Source organism: Aeromonas sp. R7-5, assembly GCF_040908015.1.
Classification (GTDB): Bacteria; Pseudomonadota; Gammaproteobacteria; order Enterobacterales; family Aeromonadaceae; genus Aeromonas; species Aeromonas caviae.
Genome location: NZ_JBFOCZ010000008.1, coordinates 52,862 through 69,006 on the forward strand (window position 1 = coordinate 52,862; position 16,145 = coordinate 69,006).

Annotated in this window: 16 protein-coding genes; 11 read left to right on the forward strand and 5 right to left on the reverse strand. The window is 58.6% G+C overall.

The features are described from left to right. Positions 1-30 precede the first annotated feature (30 nt). The 4 genes from trkA to def form a co-directional block, all read right to left on the reverse strand. On the reverse strand, positions 31-1,407 hold the full coding sequence (trkA, locus tag AB5Y53_RS03030; RefSeq protein WP_010672504.1) for a Trk system potassium transporter TrkA: 1,377 nt from the start codon (positions 1,405-1,407) through the stop codon (positions 31-33). Between the two features lie 74 nt (positions 1,408-1,481). After that, on the reverse strand, positions 1,482-2,774 hold the full coding sequence (gene rsmB / locus AB5Y53_RS03035; protein ID WP_368181109.1) for a 16S rRNA (cytosine(967)-C(5))-methyltransferase RsmB: 1,293 nt from the start codon (positions 2,772-2,774) through the stop codon (positions 1,482-1,484). A 60-nt stretch (positions 2,775-2,834) separates the two neighbouring features. Next, on the reverse strand, positions 2,835-3,779 hold the full coding sequence (gene fmt / locus AB5Y53_RS03040) for a methionyl-tRNA formyltransferase (RefSeq protein WP_368181110.1): 945 nt from the start codon (positions 3,777-3,779) through the stop codon (positions 2,835-2,837). Positions 3,780-3,791: 12 nt separating this feature from the next. After that, positions 3,792-4,304: a peptide deformylase gene (def, locus tag AB5Y53_RS03045; protein WP_010672507.1), complete on the reverse strand. Its 513-nt coding sequence runs from the start codon at positions 4,302-4,304 to the stop codon at positions 3,792-3,794. A gap of 108 nt (positions 4,305-4,412) precedes the next feature. Here def and AB5Y53_RS03050 point away from each other — a divergent pair, with 108 nt between their 5' ends. From AB5Y53_RS03050 to aroE, 7 genes are all read left to right on the forward strand, one after another. Beyond that, on the forward strand, positions 4,413-5,501 hold the full coding sequence (locus AB5Y53_RS03050) for a LysM peptidoglycan-binding domain-containing protein (protein ID WP_323953308.1): 1,089 nt from the start codon (positions 4,413-4,415) through the stop codon (positions 5,499-5,501). A 1-nt stretch (position 5,502) separates the two neighbouring features. Next, positions 5,503-6,618 carry a DNA-processing protein DprA gene (gene dprA / locus AB5Y53_RS03055; RefSeq protein ID WP_368181111.1) on the forward strand — a complete coding sequence of 372 codons (1,116 nt, stop codon included), beginning with the start codon at positions 5,503-5,505 and terminating at the stop codon, positions 6,616-6,618. Beyond that, positions 6,611-7,084: a DUF494 family protein gene (locus tag AB5Y53_RS03060; RefSeq protein ID WP_010672510.1), complete on the forward strand. Its 474-nt coding sequence runs from the start codon at positions 6,611-6,613 to the stop codon at positions 7,082-7,084. Before dprA ends, AB5Y53_RS03060 begins: the two co-directional genes overlap by 8 nt. A gap of 55 nt (positions 7,085-7,139) precedes the next feature. After that, positions 7,140-7,697: a topoisomerase DNA-binding C4 zinc finger domain-containing protein gene (locus AB5Y53_RS03065; protein ID WP_368181112.1), complete on the forward strand. Its 558-nt coding sequence runs from the start codon at positions 7,140-7,142 to the stop codon at positions 7,695-7,697. 278 nt (positions 7,698-7,975) lie between these two features. Next, complete coding sequence (locus AB5Y53_RS03070) at positions 7,976-8,536, forward strand: Sua5/YciO/YrdC/YwlC family protein (protein ID WP_039039520.1); 561 nt, start codon at positions 7,976-7,978, stop codon at positions 8,534-8,536. Between the two features lie 100 nt (positions 8,537-8,636). Then, positions 8,637-9,545 carry an oxygen-dependent coproporphyrinogen oxidase gene (hemF, locus tag AB5Y53_RS03075; protein WP_227263116.1) on the forward strand — a complete coding sequence of 303 codons (909 nt, stop codon included), beginning with the start codon at positions 8,637-8,639 and terminating at the stop codon, positions 9,543-9,545. 103 nt (positions 9,546-9,648) lie between these two features. Next, positions 9,649-10,470 carry a shikimate dehydrogenase gene (gene aroE, locus AB5Y53_RS03080; protein WP_010672516.1) on the forward strand — a complete coding sequence of 274 codons (822 nt, stop codon included), beginning with the start codon at positions 9,649-9,651 and terminating at the stop codon, positions 10,468-10,470. A gap of 980 nt (positions 10,471-11,450) precedes the next feature. Here aroE and yihA read toward each other — a convergent pair. Then, positions 11,451-12,104: a ribosome biogenesis GTP-binding protein YihA/YsxC gene (gene yihA / locus AB5Y53_RS03085; protein ID WP_103244071.1), complete on the reverse strand. Its 654-nt coding sequence runs from the start codon at positions 12,102-12,104 to the stop codon at positions 11,451-11,453. Positions 12,105-12,247: 143 nt separating this feature from the next. Here yihA and AB5Y53_RS03090 point away from each other — a divergent pair, with 143 nt between their 5' ends. The 4 genes from AB5Y53_RS03090 to hemN all read left to right on the forward strand — a co-directional run bounded on the left by AB5Y53_RS03090 (position 12,248) and on the right by hemN (position 16,101). Beyond that, positions 12,248-12,865, forward strand: coding sequence for a cytochrome c (locus AB5Y53_RS03090; protein ID WP_042882257.1), 618 nt, complete (start codon positions 12,248-12,250; stop codon positions 12,863-12,865). A gap of 800 nt (positions 12,866-13,665) precedes the next feature. Further along, complete coding sequence (gene yihI, locus AB5Y53_RS03095; protein ID WP_039039515.1) at positions 13,666-14,247, forward strand: Der GTPase-activating protein YihI; 582 nt, start codon at positions 13,666-13,668, stop codon at positions 14,245-14,247. Between the two features lie 11 nt (positions 14,248-14,258). After that, positions 14,259-14,699: a DUF2489 domain-containing protein gene (locus AB5Y53_RS03100; RefSeq protein ID WP_043153541.1), complete on the forward strand. Its 441-nt coding sequence runs from the start codon at positions 14,259-14,261 to the stop codon at positions 14,697-14,699. Between the two features lie 28 nt (positions 14,700-14,727). Beyond that, positions 14,728-16,101: an oxygen-independent coproporphyrinogen III oxidase gene (hemN, locus tag AB5Y53_RS03105; RefSeq protein WP_041212163.1), complete on the forward strand. Its 1,374-nt coding sequence runs from the start codon at positions 14,728-14,730 to the stop codon at positions 16,099-16,101. Positions 16,102-16,145: the final 44 nt, after the last annotated feature.

Consider the following 16,145-nt stretch of genomic DNA (forward strand, 5'->3'; position numbering starts at 1 on the left):
CCGGATACCGTTGCCAGAGACATGGCCGGCTTACAGGAAGAAGGGACTGGGCTGGAACAGACGCTCCACTTCCGGGATGTACTTCTTGTCCACCAGGAACATCACCACGTGGTCATCCTGCTGTATCTGGGTGCGATCGTGGGCGATCAGCACCTCGTCACCGCGCACCACTGCGCCTATGGTGGTGCCTGGGGGCAGCTTGAGCTCGCCCACTGTCTTGCCCACCACCTTGGAGGTGTTCTCGTCCCCGTGGGCGATCGCCTCGATGGCTTCGGCCGCCCCGCGGCGCAGGCTGTAGACGTTGGCGATGTCGGCACGGCGCACATGGGTCAGCAGGGCCGAGATGGTGGCCTGCTGGGGGGAAATGGCGATGTCGATGGAGCCGCCCTGTACCAGGTCCACGTAGGCGCCGCGCTGGATCAGCACCATGGTCTTCTTGGCCCCCATCTTCTTGGCGAGCAGGGCCGACATGATGTTGGCCTCATCCTCGTTGGTCACCGCGATGAAGACGTCGATCTGGTCGATGTGCTCCTCCGCCAGCAGCTCCTGATCCGCCGCATCGCCGCAGAAGACGATGGTGTGTTCCAGGTGTTCGGAGAGCTGCTCCGCCCGCTTCTGGTTGCGCTCGATGAGCTTGACGCTGTAGCGCTTCTCTAGCTGGCGGGCGAGACCGGCGCCTATGTTGCCGCCGCCGACGATCATGATGCGCCGGTAGGGGCTCTCGAGGCGTTGCAGCTCCGACATCACGGCGCGGATATGGCCCGCCGCGGCCACGAAGAACACCTCGTCATCGGCTTCGATGATGGTGGTGCCCTGGGGGCGGATGGAGCGCCCCTGGCGGAAAATGGCGGCGACCCGGGTTTCGATGTTGGGCATGTGTTCCCGCAGAGTGGAGAGCGCATTGCCCACCAGGGGGCCGCCGTAATAGGCCTTGACCGCCACCAGGCCCACCTTGCCGTCGGCAAAATCCACCACCTGCAACGCCCCCGGATACTCGATCAGGCGACGCACATAGTCGGTCACCAACTGCTCGGGGGCGATCAGGTGATCCACGGGGACGGATTCGGGCAGGAACAGGCGATCCCGCTCCACCAGATAGGCGGGGGAGCGAATGCGCGCCACCTTGTTCGGGGTGTTGAACAGGGAGTAGGCGACCTGGCAGGCGACCATGTTGGTCTCGTCGCTGTTGGTGACGGCGACCAGCATGTCGGCATCTTGGGCGCCGGCTTCGCGCAGCACCCTGGGATGGGCGCCGTGGCCATTCACCACCCGCAGGTCGAATTTGTCCTGCAGTTCGCGCAGGCGCTCGCTGTCGGTGTCGACGATGGTGATGTCGTTGTTCTCGCCGGCGAGGTTCTCGGCCAGGGTGCCACCCACCTGACCTGCGCCCAGAATGATGATTTTCATAAGGCCATCTTACTCAAGGTTGTTGCTTCGTAATGAGGCGGCCCGTCACCGGGCCTGCCATCCGCCGGTTTGGCCTACAGCTTGATGAGCTTGGCATAGTAGAAGCCGTCCATCTCCGCCTCGCCGGGCAGGAACTGGCGACCCGGACAGGCCGGGGTGTCTTCTGCATGCAACGGCACCAGGCGGGCATCCGGGGTATCGGCCAGGAAGGCGCGGATCTGCTCCCGGTTCTCTTCCGGCAACACGGAGCAGGTGGCGTAGAGCAGGGTGCCGCCCTGCTTCAGCTTGCCCCAGAGGGTATCGAGAATGCGGCGTTGCAGCTCGGCCAGCTCGCGGATGTCCTGATCCCGGCGCAACCACTTGATGTCGGGGTGACGACGGATGACGCCGGTGGCGGAGCAGGGGGCATCCAGCAGGATGCGGTCGAACTGCCCCTGTGGCCACCACAGATCCGGCGTGCTGGCATCACCGTGGATCACTTGGGCCTGAAGGCCGATGCGATCCAGGTTCTCCTGCACCCGCTTGAGGCGGTTGTCATCGGCGTCGACGGCAACCACGCCGGCAAGGGCCGGCTGGCGTTCCAGCAGGTGGGCGGTTTTGCCGCCGGGGGCGGCGCAGGCGTCCAGCACCCACTCGCCCGGCTGGGGATCGAGCAGGGCGGCGGCCTGCTGGGCGGCACCGTCCTGCACCGAGCAGTCACCCTGCTCGAAGCCGGGCAGCTTGGTCACGTCGCAGGGGCGCTCCAGCAGGATGCAATCTTCCCCTTCCACACCGGCCATGGCCGGGATGCCCGCCTCGCTCATGCGGGCCAGCATGGCCTCGCGGCTCTGGCGCTGGCTGTTGTTGCGGATCCACATGGGCGGGCGCTGGTTGTTGGCCTCCATGATGAACTCCCAGTCATCGGGATAGGCCTGACGCAGGCGCTTGGTGAGCCATTCGGGGTGGCCGAGGCGGACGCTGGGGACGCGGTCGATGCGCAGCAGGATCACTTCGGCGCTGCGCTGGAAGTTGCGCAGTACGCCGTTGATGAGGCCGCGCAGGGAAGAGCCCTTGAGCAGCTTGACGGCGTTGACGGTCTCGGCCACGGCGGCGTGAGCCGGAATGCGGGTATAGATGAGCTGGTAGAGGCCGACCAGGATGAGGTAGTGGAAGATGCGGCTCTTGTTCTTGAGCGGCTTGTCCATCATCTCGCTGACCGCCGCATCGAGGCGGGGCAGCCAGCGCAGGGTGCCGTAGCAGAGTTCTTGCAGGAGGGCGCGATCGCGAGGGGCGACCTTCTCCTGGGCAGCAGGCAGAACGGCGGAGAGAGATTGACCCTGATCCAGCACCTGTTGAATGACGAGAGCAGCCTGTGCGCGTGTTTTCATAGCGTTACCTTAGATGCACAAGTCGGGGCCAGGGCCCCGCTTGTGTCAATTCAATCCAGATCAAATCAGTTGCGTGCCAGGTTCAAACCAGTCGCGGCGAGAGTTGAGCAGATCCGAAACGGACATGGCCTTCTTGCCGGGAGGTTGCAGGGTCAGCAGGCGCAGCACGCCCTGACCGGTGGCAACCTCGATCCCCTGCTTGTCGGCCTTGAGCAGGGTACCGGCTGCCTGGCCGTGATCCTGTGCGACGACCTCGGCCTGCCACACCTTGACGGTCTGTCCGGCGACCTCGAACCAGCTGATGGGCCAGGGGTTGAAGGCGCGGATGCAGCGTTCGATGGCAACGGCGTCCATCGACCAGTCGATGCGGGCCTCTTCCTTGGAGAGCTTCTCGGCGTAGTTGGCCAGCGCATCGTCCTGGGGCTCGGCGGCGGTGTCGCCGGCAGCCATGGCGTCCAGGGTATCGACCAGTGCCTGCGGGCCCAGACCGGCCAGCTTGTCATAGAGGCTGGCAGAGGTCTCATCACTGGCGATGGGGCAGGTTACCTTGCGGATCATGGCGCCGGTATCCAGCCCCACATCCATCTGCATGATGGTGACGCCGGTTTCGGCATCCCCCGCCCAGATGGAGCGTTGAATCGGGGCGGCACCGCGCCAGCGCGGCAGCAGGGATCCGTGCACGTTGATGCAACCCAGACGCGGCGTATCGAGCACCGCCTTGGGGAGGATGAGGCCATAAGCCACGACGACCATCAGATCGGCACCCAGAGCGGCCAGTTCGGCCTGCGCCGCTTCATTGCGCAGGGAGGCAGGTTGATAGACCGGCAGATCGTGGGCCAGCGCCAGTTCCTTGACCGGGCTGGCAGTGAGCCTCTGGCCGCGACCGGCGGGCTTGTCCGGCTGGGTATAAACGGCGACGACCTCGTGGCCGGAAGACAACAACGCCGCCAGATGACGGGCGGCGAAGTCGGGGGTACCGGCAAAAATCAGTTTCAGCTTGTTCAATGGAGCGGATCCTCAGAGGACTTTGCGATCTTCACGGGCCATCTTTTCCAGCTTCTGACGAATGCGCTGGCGCTTGAGCGGGGACAAGTAATCCACAAACAGCTTGCCGACCAGATGATCCATCTCATGTTGTATGCAGATGGCGAGCAGATCGTCCGCTTCCAGCTCGAAGGTGTTGCCGTGGCGATCTTGCGCCCTGACCTTGACCCACTCGGCGCGCGGAACCAGAGCACGGTTGCCGGGCACGGAGAGGCAGCCCTCTTCGATGCCGGTGCTGCCGGACTGTTCCAGGATCTCCGGGTTGATCAACACCAGCTGTTCTTCGCGGTTCTCGGAGACATCGATGACGATGATGCGCTGATGAATGTCGACCTGGGTCGCGGCCAGGCCGATGCCTTCCTCCGCGTACATGGTTTCGAACATATCATCTACAATGTGTTGTAACTCGGGTGTAAAGGCTTCGACAGGGGCCGCGACTGTGCGCAGACGCTCATCGGGGAAACGCAATACATCTAGAATGGCCATAATTTTTTCTTTAGTTTCATATAAACGCAGTCAATATTGACGTAATTCTAGTCATTTACGCCGACAAAAAACAGCAACACTTTGCGTGCAGAAGTAACAGGGAGTGTTATGTATCTGAAGCAAATCGTCGTCGCCTGCCTGGCGACAGCCCTGGCCGGTGGCGCCATGGCACAGCAGTTGACGCTCAAATCCGGTTACCCCGAGACTTATGTGGTGCAAAAAGGGGACACCCTCTGGGACATCTCGGGCCAGTATCTGGCCGAACCCTGGCTCTGGCCACGCCTCTGGAACATCAATCCGCAGATCGCCAATCCCCACTGGATCTATCCCGGTGACGTGCTGCACCTGAGCTGGGTCAATGGTGAGCCTCGGCTCGGCAAAGCCAGTCAGGGGGGCAAGCAGGTCATCCGTCTCTCGCCCAAGAACCGCTATGAAAACAAGGCCAATCCCATACCGACCCTGCCTCTGAGTGAGATAGCGCCCTTCCTGCAGACCGACCACATTCTGGCCAATAGCCAGCAGAGCAAGGACCTGCCCTATGTGCTCGGCAACAATGACAAGCATGTCGGGATGCTGGAGGGCGACATTCTCTATGTGAAAGGAGCCTTGAACCCGGGCCAGAGTTATGGCCTCTATCGCCCGGGGGTGGCATACAAGGACAAGCATACTGGCGAGTCGCTCGGTCAGGAGGCGATTTTTGTCGGCACGGTGCGGGCAGAGGAGTACCTTGCCCACGACACCACCAAAGTGACGCTGACCCATAACCGGCGTGAGGTGTATCAGGGCGACAAGGTGATGCCGCTGCCATCGCAGGAGAGCATCACTGCCGTGTTCATGCCAAAGGCGGCACCCTCCATTTCTCCCGGCTATGTGATCGAGCTGCCGAGTAAGGTACATGGTGGGGGCAAATTTGATGTGGTACTCATCAACAAGGGGGAGCGTGATCAGGTGGCCCCGGGCGATGTGCTCGAGATCCTGCGCCCGGGAGCCGAGATGGTAGACAAGAATGGCAAGGTGTCATATCGGGAATATTCATCCGTCTATGACAAGGCGTTCTATTCTGCCGGCAAGTCATCGCTGCCTGCCGAGGCCGTTGCCAGAGTCATGTTGTTCAAGGTCTACGACAAATTGAGTTACGGTCTTATCCTGCAGAGCCAGGATCTGGTCGGATCTGGTTATCAGGTCAGTAATTTCTGACGTGCCCTTGCCACTGGAGCGGTTGTCGCTATGGCTGACGCTGGATGCCGTTACAGGCATAGGCCCGGTCACCGCCGCTCGCCTGTTGGCTCATGTGGGTGGTGACATCACAACTCTGTTTGGCTCAGATGATGGCGCCCTGCGAGCTCTTGGTCTGCAGAGTGCCCAGATTCAGCAGATGAGATGGCCTCTTCCTGTCGTGGAGCAGGGATTGAGCTGGGCCGCCGAGCCCGGCAATCACCTCCTCTGTCCCGATGACCCCGCATATCCTGCCCTGCTCAAAGAGATCCCCGGCGCCCCGCTCTTGCTCTACTGCCGCGGGAACGTCTCATCCCTCTCCCTGCCACAGTTGGCGATGGTGGGTACCCGCCATCCCACCTATGCCGGCAAAGACAATGCGACACGCTTGTGTGCCGAGTTGGTGGGCTGTGGTCTGGCGATCACCTCCGGCCTCGCGTTGGGCATCGATGGCGTCTGCCATCAGCAGGCGCTGGCATCGGGCGGAATCACCCTGGCGGTGCTGGGATCCGGTCTGGATTGTCTCTACCCCAAGCGTCATCAGGGGTTGGCGATGCAGATCCTCGAGCAGGAAGGTCTGCTTGTTTCCGAGTTGGCGCCCCAGCAAGGCCCCCTGGCTGAACACTTCCCTCGCCGCAACCGTATCATCAGTGGTCTGTCGCTGGGGACACTGGTGGTGGAAGCGGCAGAACAGAGTGGTTCGCTCATCACGGCCCGTTATGCGCTGGAGCAGGGCCGCGAGGTCTTTGCCGTTCCCGGCGCCCCGCAAAATGCACAGGCAGCAGGGTGCAACCGTCTGCTTCAACAGGGTGCCAAGCTGGTCTTGAATGCCGCCGATATCCTGGAAGAGTTTCCAAGGCTGGTCTTGCCCCCCGGACCAGTCAACGGTTCTTCCGAGGCGCAGCATAATAGCGAATTGCCTTATGCCGATTTGTTGGATAACGTAGATTATGAGACCACGAGCGTGGATACCGTTGCCGAACGGGCCCGGCTTCCTGTCGATGTCGTACTGGGCAGGTTGGTAGAGCTGGAGCTGGTTGGTGCAGTGATGGCGGTAGCCGGTGGATATGTCAGAGCGAGGAGGGCGAATCATGTTTGATGTATTGATGTACCTTTTCGAGACCTACATCCACAGCGATGCAGATGTGATGGTCGAGCAGGATGAACTCACCGACGAACTGAGCCGGGCCGGTTTCGACAAGGACGAGATCGAGAAAGCGCTCAACTGGCTGGAGCGACTGGCCAACCTGCACGACAGCGAGCGGGAAGTCTATGTCACCGCAAGCCAGCAGGGCTCTATGCGGATCTATGCGCCGCAGGAGCTGGTTCGCCTCAGTACTGAATGTCGCGGTTTCCTGCTGTTCCTGGAGCAGGCGCAAGTGCTGAATGCCGAAACCCGTGAAATCTGCATCGAACGGTTGCTCGAGCTGGACAAGCCGGACATCGAGCTGGACGATCTGAAGTGGGTCGTCATGATGGTGCTGTTCAATGTGCCAGGCAGTGAAAACGCCTACCAGCAGATGGAAGAGCTGGTGTTTGACGAGTCGGACGGCGTCATCCACTGACAGCCCGGTGCCGCGCTGGTAGAATTCAGGCCATCTGGATTTCAAGGCGCGGCCCATGTCAAAGATCGATCACCACCTCTTCTCTGCCCACGAACATGCCTTCGAGCGCGAGCCGTGCCCGCAGTGTGGTGCTGAACTGGTGATCCGCCAGGGCAAGCACGGTCCCTTCCTTGGTTGTTCAGCCTATCCCGCTTGCGATTACATTCGCTCCCTCACCCCCTCTGGCCGCGACATAGAGAAAGTGCTCGAGGGGTCGTCCTGTCCGGATTGTGGCCATCCACTGGCCATCAAGAAGGGTCGTTACGGTCTGTTTGTGGGATGTACCCAGTACCCGACCTGTCAGCATATCGAATCCCTTCAGGAGAGTGACGATACCCAAATCCTCTGCCCGGAGTGTGGTAAAGGTCATCTGGTGAGCCGCACGTCCCGTTATGGCAAACAGTTCTACTCGTGTGACGCCTATCCTCACTGCAAGTATGTGGTGAATGACAAGCCGGTTCCCATGCCCTGTCCCGAGTGTGGCTGGGGCATCATGATCGAGAAGAAGGTGCGGGGAAACCTGCGCTGGGTCTGCCCGCAAAAGAAATGCTCCCACCAGATTGAGCGGGTATAATCTCGCCGCCCATGATCAGGCAGGCGGATTGCTGGTCAGCGTGAGGTTGTGAGCCGATGCACATCGCCCAACTTGCCCTGATCCTGACCTGATCGCCATCTCAAGCTCCCTGCGGTTGCTCGGTTCACTGATGCACTCAAGCGTCTGAGCAGAAATGCATGACTGAAGAGGAGCAGGGATATAGCCCATATCGCAGCAGTGATGGCCCCGATGCCGTCATAGCGGTTCAACATACAATCCAGTGATGAGAGGCGGCAGCGTGGCTGTCGCATGTGCCTATGCCAAATGAATTTGAACAAGCGGTTGCCGCCCTTCAAGGAGAAGGGGTTATCGCCTATGCCACCGAAGCCGTGTTTGGTCTGGGGTGTGATCCTGATTCCGAAGCCGCCGTGCAGCGGCTGCTGGCCATCAAGCAGCGGCCGGTGGAGAAGGGATTGATCCTGATCGCGGCAGATCTGGCGCAATTGCAGGACTACATCGACCTGAGCCAGCTCAGCGATGAGCAGCTTGCTCGCGTGCAGGCGAGCTGGCCTGGTCCCTTCACTTGGATCATGCCCGCTCGCGCGACGACGCCGTCCTGGTTGACCGGTCAGTTCGAGACCCTGGCGGTGCGGGTCACAGGCCATCCCCAGGTGCAAGGGCTTTGCCGGGCATTTGGCAAACCGCTAGTGTCCACCAGTGCCAATCTCACCGGTGAGGAACCTGCTCGCCGGGTGGCTGACATTGGCGATCTGCTGGCAAGCCAGCTGGCTTACATTCTGCCCGGCGAAGTCGGGGGGCAAGCCAACCCGTCCGAAATCAAGGACGCCCGCACCGGGGCCATCATTCGCCCATCCTGAGTTGGGCACGGCCCGGTTTCATGCAGGTTGTGCGATGAGGTCATGGCAATACGAGAAGTGCAGGCAGTGCATGCATGATGCCTGTCTGACAGGAGATAAAATGAGCAAACCGGATGTGGCCCAGGTAAAAGCCTTCCTGCTGCAATTGCAGGATGATATCTGCCGTGGCCTGGAGCAGGCCGATGGATGCGGGCGCTTTGTGGAAGATGCCTGGAGTCGCGAAGGTGGTGGTGGCGGTAGAACACGGGTGCTGCGTCAGGGGGCGGTGATCGAGCAAGGTGGGGTCAACTTCTCCCATGTCTATGGCGATGCCATGCCGGCATCCGCGACCGCACATCGTCCCGAACTGGCTGGCCGCAGGTTTGAGGCCATGGGGGTATCGCTGGTGATCCACCCGCATAATCCCTATGTACCGACCAGCCATGCGAATGTGCGGTTCTTCATCGCCGAGAAAGAGGGGGAGGAGCCGATCTGGTGGTTTGGTGGCGGCTTCGACCTGACGCCCTTCTATCCGTTCGAAGAGGACGTGAGGCATTGGCACCAGGTCTCCCATGAGCTCTGTCAGCCGTTCGGCACCGACATTTATCTCGAGTTCAAATCCTGGTGCGATCGTTACTTCTTCCTCAAGCATCGGGGCGAGACGCGCGGGGTGGGTGGTCTTTTCTTCGATGACCTGAACCGTTGGCCCTTTGCCGACTGCTTTGCCTTTATGCGTGCAGTGGGTGAGGGTTACCTCGTGGCCTACTTGCCGATTGTCGAGCGACGCAAGGAGCTTGCTTATGGGGATCGGGAACGGGCGTTCCAGCTTTATCGCCGTGGCCGCTACGTGGAGTTCAATCTGGTCTACGACCGCGGGACCCTGTTCGGACTGCAGACGGGGGGGCGCACCGAATCAATCCTGATGTCGATGCCGCCGCTGGCGCGCTGGGAGTACGACTGGCAGCCGGAGGCTGGCAGCCCGGAGGCATTGCTCTACAGCGACTACCTCAAACCGCGCGAGTGGTTGTGACCAGAGGGGCCATGATGGCCCCTTCTTATTGGCCGATATTCGGCTTGTTCCTTCATGAGAAAACCCGTTAAATCGGGATATTACCCTCAAAAGGAACGCCTTGATGGATCGTTATCTGGTTTTTGGCCACCCCGTGCGCCACAGCAAATCTCCCTTCATTCATACCCTGTTTGCCAGGCAGACCCAGCAAGAGCTGGAGTATGGTCTGGCAGAACCTGCTGTCGATGAGTTTGCCAGCGCTCTGAACCACTTCTTCGCCGAAGGAGGGAAGGGGTGCAACGTGACCGTACCTTTCAAGGAGCAAGCCTTCGGGCTGGTGGAGCGGCTGAGCCCCAGGGCCAAGCGGGCGGGAGCGGTCAACACCATCAAACTGACTGATGATGGTGTGCTGCTGGGTGACAATACCGACGGCGCCGGGCTGGTCGCCGATCTCAAGGCTCACGGAGTGAACCTTGCCGGTAGCAGGATCCTGCTTCTGGGGGCCGGTGGCGCAGCTCGTGGCGCCCTGGCCCCCCTGCTGGCGGAAGCGCCGGGCGAGATCGTCGTGGTCAACCGTACCCATGCCAAGGCGGAACAGCTGGCTGTGGAGTTCAGGGATCTGGGCAGCATCACTGCTCAATCCTATGAACAGCTGGTGGGGCCGTTCGATCTCATCATCAATTCCACCTCAGCGAGTCTGCAAGGAGAGTTGCCACCTTTGGCGCCAACCCTCATCCACCAGGACATCGCGATCTACGACATGATGTATGGCGCAACGGATACAGCCTTCATCGGCTGGGCCAAGCAACATGGCGCGCGCCATACCATGGATGGATTGGGCATGCTGGTCGAGCAGGCTGCTGAGGCCTTTACCGTATGGCGAGGGATCCGGCCCGGCACCAAGCAGGTATTGAGAGAGTTGCAGCGCAATCTGGGCGTCGTGTGAACCAGCTAGTGCGCTCTATTGGGCGGTCGGCAGATCTGATGTAGAGATTTTGCATCTCTGGATAAGGGCATCCCTCGTGATGCGGCACGGCACGTGTGATGTGAAACGGTCGTTCTGCGGTGGGTGTGTGGCAGAACAGGTGCCATTTTTATAAAACCATTGCGTAACAATAAGTTACTTTTACTTTGCCGTCACTCGCAGAATTTTTTTGAGTTTTTTCTCAAAGCAGCGGAACTTCTGTAACGGACTGCTGACTAACTGAATAGTTGAGGAAGTGCTAGCTAGTCACCTTTATAACTCCCCGGTATTCGTACTGGGGATTTTTTTATCTACATGAAAATTATGAATATTTTTTCCTTCCCCCATATTTGAAACTAAATTACATAAATTACTTTCACTTTCTGCTGCTTTGCTGTACAGTTGTGGGCGTAGGGTACAGAGGTAAGATGTTCTATCTTTCAGACCTTTTATTTCACGTAATTGAATGTGGCTGAATAGCAGCCCCGATGAGTCATCGTCGGGGCGTTTTTTTATGCACAACATTTAGAGTAAATGCTTTAACTGTTGCCGTTCTTTGTTAGAATGAAGGCGCTTCTTGAGGAAAACCAATCGTCTTTGTTCTCGAGAACTCGCTTTTTCCCAAATTTTTGAACTCATTTCTTCAGGCCGGTTTGCAATGACAATACCGGCCTCATTTTTATCCCTATATTGCCTCATTGTGTAATTAAATTTCAGTTTCGTTTGTTACAGCCTTCAATTCTGATTTTCTACTCGATATTCATGAAAACGGTATCAGGTTGATGATTAGTTAATTCTTTTCGCGTCTAAACATACTATCTGTATGATTTAAATATATTTTTTAGGTTTTTCTTCAGAGGTGGCGAAGGCAGGGAGGGAGGGCTCGGAGATGGGGGGATCATGAAAGTCTTTCAATCAGCGGAGGTCCAACTCCGCCAATTGCAGCCAGGGAGAGGAGTCGTTTACTCCTCGTTCTGATGATCTTCGTCGTCTGCCTGGGCGTTGTCTGCTTCGGACAGGTACCAGCCGCTCAGGGTCTGGGCCAGCTTCTCGACGCCGATATTGGTCAGAGAAGAGAATGCTTCAACCTGGATCTGCGGGCCCAGTTCTGCCACCGCCTGACGAACCTTGATCACCTGGTTGTTGCGGGGCCCCGGGCTTAACTTGTCCGCCTTGGTCAGCAACAGCATCACCGGCAGTTCACGGTGTGAACTCCATTCCAGCATGTTCATGTCGGTTTCCTTGAGCGGATGGCGGATGTCCATCAGGATCACCAGCCCTTTCAGGGACTCCCGTCGTTGCAGGTATTCAGCCAGTGACTTTTGCCACTTGAGCTTCATTTCCAGCGGAACCTGGGCATATCCATAGCCGGGCAAGTCGACCAGGCGTTTGCCCGGCTCCAGTTCAAACAGGTTGATCAGCTGAGTACGGCCAGGGGTCTTACTGGTACGTGCCAGGTTCTTGTGCTTGGTCAAGGTATTCAATGCAGACGATTTGCCAGCGTTGGAACGACCGGCAAACGCAATCTCGACACCCCCATCATTTGGCAGGTGGCGGATGTCGGGTGCGCTGGTCACAAAATGCACCTTATTGAAATTCAGAGTTTGTGTTTCCAACGTAAATTCCCCATAGAGATAGAGGGTTATAGAGTTACTTTTTTGTGAAATAGTGTAAAATGGCGTCGCTTGAACGCGTTTATTTTAACATGCCTTCAGCGGCATGGGATCTGGAAGCCTAATAACGAGAAAGTTGGAACGCCATGAAGAACCTAGTCATTACACTTGCTCTGATGGTTGGCGTAACTGGGATGGCACAAGCCAAGGGCGATGCCGCTGCGGGACAAACCAAGGCTGCCGTCTGTGCGGCCTGTCATGGACCGGACGGCAACAGCCCAGTCGACATGTATCCCAAGATTGCTGGTCAGCACGCATCATATATCAAAAAACAATTAGTTGAACTGAAGGCTGCAGCTTCTGGCCAAACTGGTCGGGTTGCGCCCGTCATGGGACCTATGGCGTTGCCGTTGTCCGAGCAGGATATGGACGATCTTGCCGCCTATTTCTCCAGCCAGAAGGTGACGCCGGTTGCCGTGCCCGATGATGTGGTTGCCGCAGGCAAGGCGCTTTATATGGGGGGAGACATGGAGCGAGGCCTGGCCGCCTGTACCGCCTGTCATGGCCCACGGGGTTCCGGCGTCGAGCAAGCGAAGTACCCCAGCCTGTCAGGGCAGCATCCCGCCTATATCAAGGCCCAGCTCACCGCTTTTCGTTCGGCGACCCGCGACAACGATCCCAATGGCATGATGCGGGATGTGGCCAAGAAGCTGACGGATCAGGACATCGAGGCGCTCTCCAAGTATGTGGCGGGGCTTCACTGATATAGCCTGTTAGTTATCTTGTTGAAAAGAACAGGGAACCATTGTGTTCCCTGTTCTTTTTTGAGGTTGTAGCGATCGCCCGTAAACAGCCTGCATTGCTGTAAGAGATCTTCTATATACGGGGCTGGTCGTGTCTGAAAGATTGCTCACGTATATTTTTTTATATTTTATTTTTCAATGAATTAAGAAATAGAACATCACTTTGTACCAGTTCGAAATGTGCTTTGGTTGATTGAGTCATCCAGCGAAGAAGTTACAGTAGGCAATCAGGATTGGCCGGAGAGAGGGGGCAAGACCCGTCTTCGGTTTGACAGGATGTCGGCTCGGAGCATGCGATGAGCAATAGATGCAAAAAGCCAGGATGGTGACCGCCAGGGATGAGCGGGGCTGCGGGAGGCAACCACCCCGATGGGAGGCAGGATGTCGCCGGTTTGGGTTAGACAAACAAACACACGCACACTCAGGACTGGTCAATAAGGATCAGGATGATCCAACGAAATGATGCGCCGTGGTTCGCCCAGGGATAAGGCGATTGGCTACCAGGGAATGGCACTCGCATGATGGAAAAAGGCAGCTTCGGCTGCCTTTTTTCTATTGGGTCATTAACCCGCCAAGACATTCTGTGTCAAAATACCAGCAACATGCCCAGAGGATGCCGATCCTGCGGTGTTCAGCGGCCCAAAGTGGTCGAATTGGTGCGGGATCCCACTCTTGTTCCATATTTACTGTTCCCCGCTTCAGCATCCTCCCCGGACGACACGCTCCGGGGGTTTCCATTCAGTTATTTGTCGGAGTCATTCATGTCGGCCAAACAACCCAACCGCAAGCCTACCGGCAAGCGCAAAGAATCAGATGCCAGTGCCCAGGAAGGTCGTGAGCGCAAGCGCGCCGCCAAGCGCAAGGGCCTGAAGGCGGGCTCCCGCCAACAGGTCGAGCAGGCGGGCAAAAAGAGCGGCTCCAAGCAGGCCAAGGATCCACGCATCGGCTCTCGCAAGCCCATCGCGCTGATTGCCGACGAGAAGGGCAGCAAGCCGGTGGCGACCAAGCCTGCGAAAGAGAAGCGGGTGGTGATGACCCCCGAGCAGGAGCTGGCGTCCATCGAGAATGATGATCGCCTCAATGCCTTGCTGGATCGTCTGGATGCCGGTGAAACCCTGGAGGCCGCAGAGCAGGCATGGGTCGATCAGCGGGTTGACCGTTATCAGGAGCTGATGGACGAGCTCGGTATCATCGACAACGACGATGACGAAGATGGCGACATGGATTTTGATGATGCCGATTTTGACGAGCCGAGTCAGCCTGCCTCCGAAGAGGAGCTGTGGGAGCGTTTCTCTCAGGCAGACTACCAGCCTGAAGCCAAACCCGAGCCGAAGAAAAAGTGATGAGTGGATGGATGCTGGCCGCCCTGTTGGGTGGCCTGATTTTGCTGGGGCTGGCCGTCTATGCCGGCACCCTGATGGCGCGTCTCAAACGCCAGCAAGAGATGCAGCAGCATGCCATTACGGCCCGCAACGAGCGGATCCTGGAGAGTGTCAGGGTGATCGCCCACGCGGTACGAGATGGTCAGTGCGACTACTCGGAAGGTGCCATCCGGCTGACCAATCTGCTGGATGCCTTGCAAATAAAGGGGGGCCGCGCCTTTGCCACCGAGTTCCCGGGGCTCTACGGCCTCTATGAGAAGGTGAAAGAGATGCCGACCCATGAGGCGAGGCGGGCACTCAAGCGCAATGAAGTGATGAAGATGGATCTCGAACGCAGCGGCTACGAGGCCGAGCTGGAGGCGCAGATCCTTGAGGATGTCGCCAGACTGAAGGATTTTCAGTTAAGCCGGTGAGCCCATGACAAAGACAGAGGAAGCAAGCGTGCAAGCAGAACAGATTGTGTGGGATCAGGCTCTGATCGAAAAATACAACTACAGTGGTCCGCGTTACACCTCCTATCCCACTGCGCTGGAGTTCAACGAGGGATTCGGCTATCCGGACTTTGTCCAGGCAGCGGGCCAGTATCCTGCACGCAATCTGTCGCTCTACGTGCATATCCCCTTCTGTCACAAGCTCTGCTACTACTGCGGTTGCAACAAGGTCATTACCCGGCACCAGCACAAGGCAGATCAATACCTCGACTACCTCGAACAGGAGATCAAGGCCCAGGCCCCCCTGTTCAAGGAGAGACTGGTCACCCAGCTGCACTGGGGTGGCGGCACACCCACCTATCTGAGCGAACCCCAGACTCGTCGCCTGATGGCCATGTTGCGGGAGCACTTCCACTTCGCCGAGGAGGGGGAGATCAGCATCGAGGTGGATCCCCGCGAGATCGAATTGTCCATGCTGGATGTGCTGCGGGAGCTCGGTTTCAACCGCATCAGCCTTGGCGTTCAGGACTTCAACAAGGCGGTCCAGGTTGCGGTCAATCGGGAGCAGGACAACGACTTCATCCGCGCCATGCTGGTCCGTGCCCGCGAGCTGGGGTTCCGCTCCACCAATCTGGATCTCATCTACGGTCTGCCGCACCAGAACCGGGAGAGCTTCCATCACACCCTGGAAGAGGTGCTCAAGACCGACCCGGCCCGCCTCTCCATCTTCAACTATGCCCACCTGCCGAGCCGTTTTGCCGCCCAGCACAAGCTGAAAGAAGCGGACATGCCGGCGCCGCAGGAGAAGCTGGCCATGCTGCAGGACACCATTGCCTTCCTGACCGGCCAGGGTTATCAGTTCATCGGCATGGACCACTTTGCCAAGCCCGATGACGAGCTGGCCGTCGCCCAGCGCGAGGGCAAGCTGCATCGCAACTTCCAGGGCTATACCACCCAGGGGGATTGCGATCTGCTGGGGCTGGGGGTCTCTTCCATCAGCATGATGGGGGATGCCTATTCCCAGAACCAGAAGGATCTCAAAACCTACTACGCCCAGGTCGAGTCACTGGGCCATGCCCAGTGGAAGGGGTGCTCCCTCAATCGGGACGATCTGATCCGTCGTGAGGTGATCAAGCGCCTCATCTGCGATTTTTCCCTGAACTTCGCCGCTGTGGAGCAGGCCCACGGCCTGGTGTTCAAGGAGTATTTTGCCGAGGATCTCAAGCTGTTGCAGACCTTCATCGACGACGGTCTGGTGCGCATGACCGAAGAGGGGCTGGAGGTGGTCTCCACCGGTCAGCTGCTGATCCGCAACATCTGCATGTGCTTCGATGTCTACCTGCGCAACAAGGCGCGCCAGCAGCAGTTCTCCCGGGTGATCTAGGCCGAGCAATGTCGTTGGACAATAAAAAACCGCCTTTCGGCGGT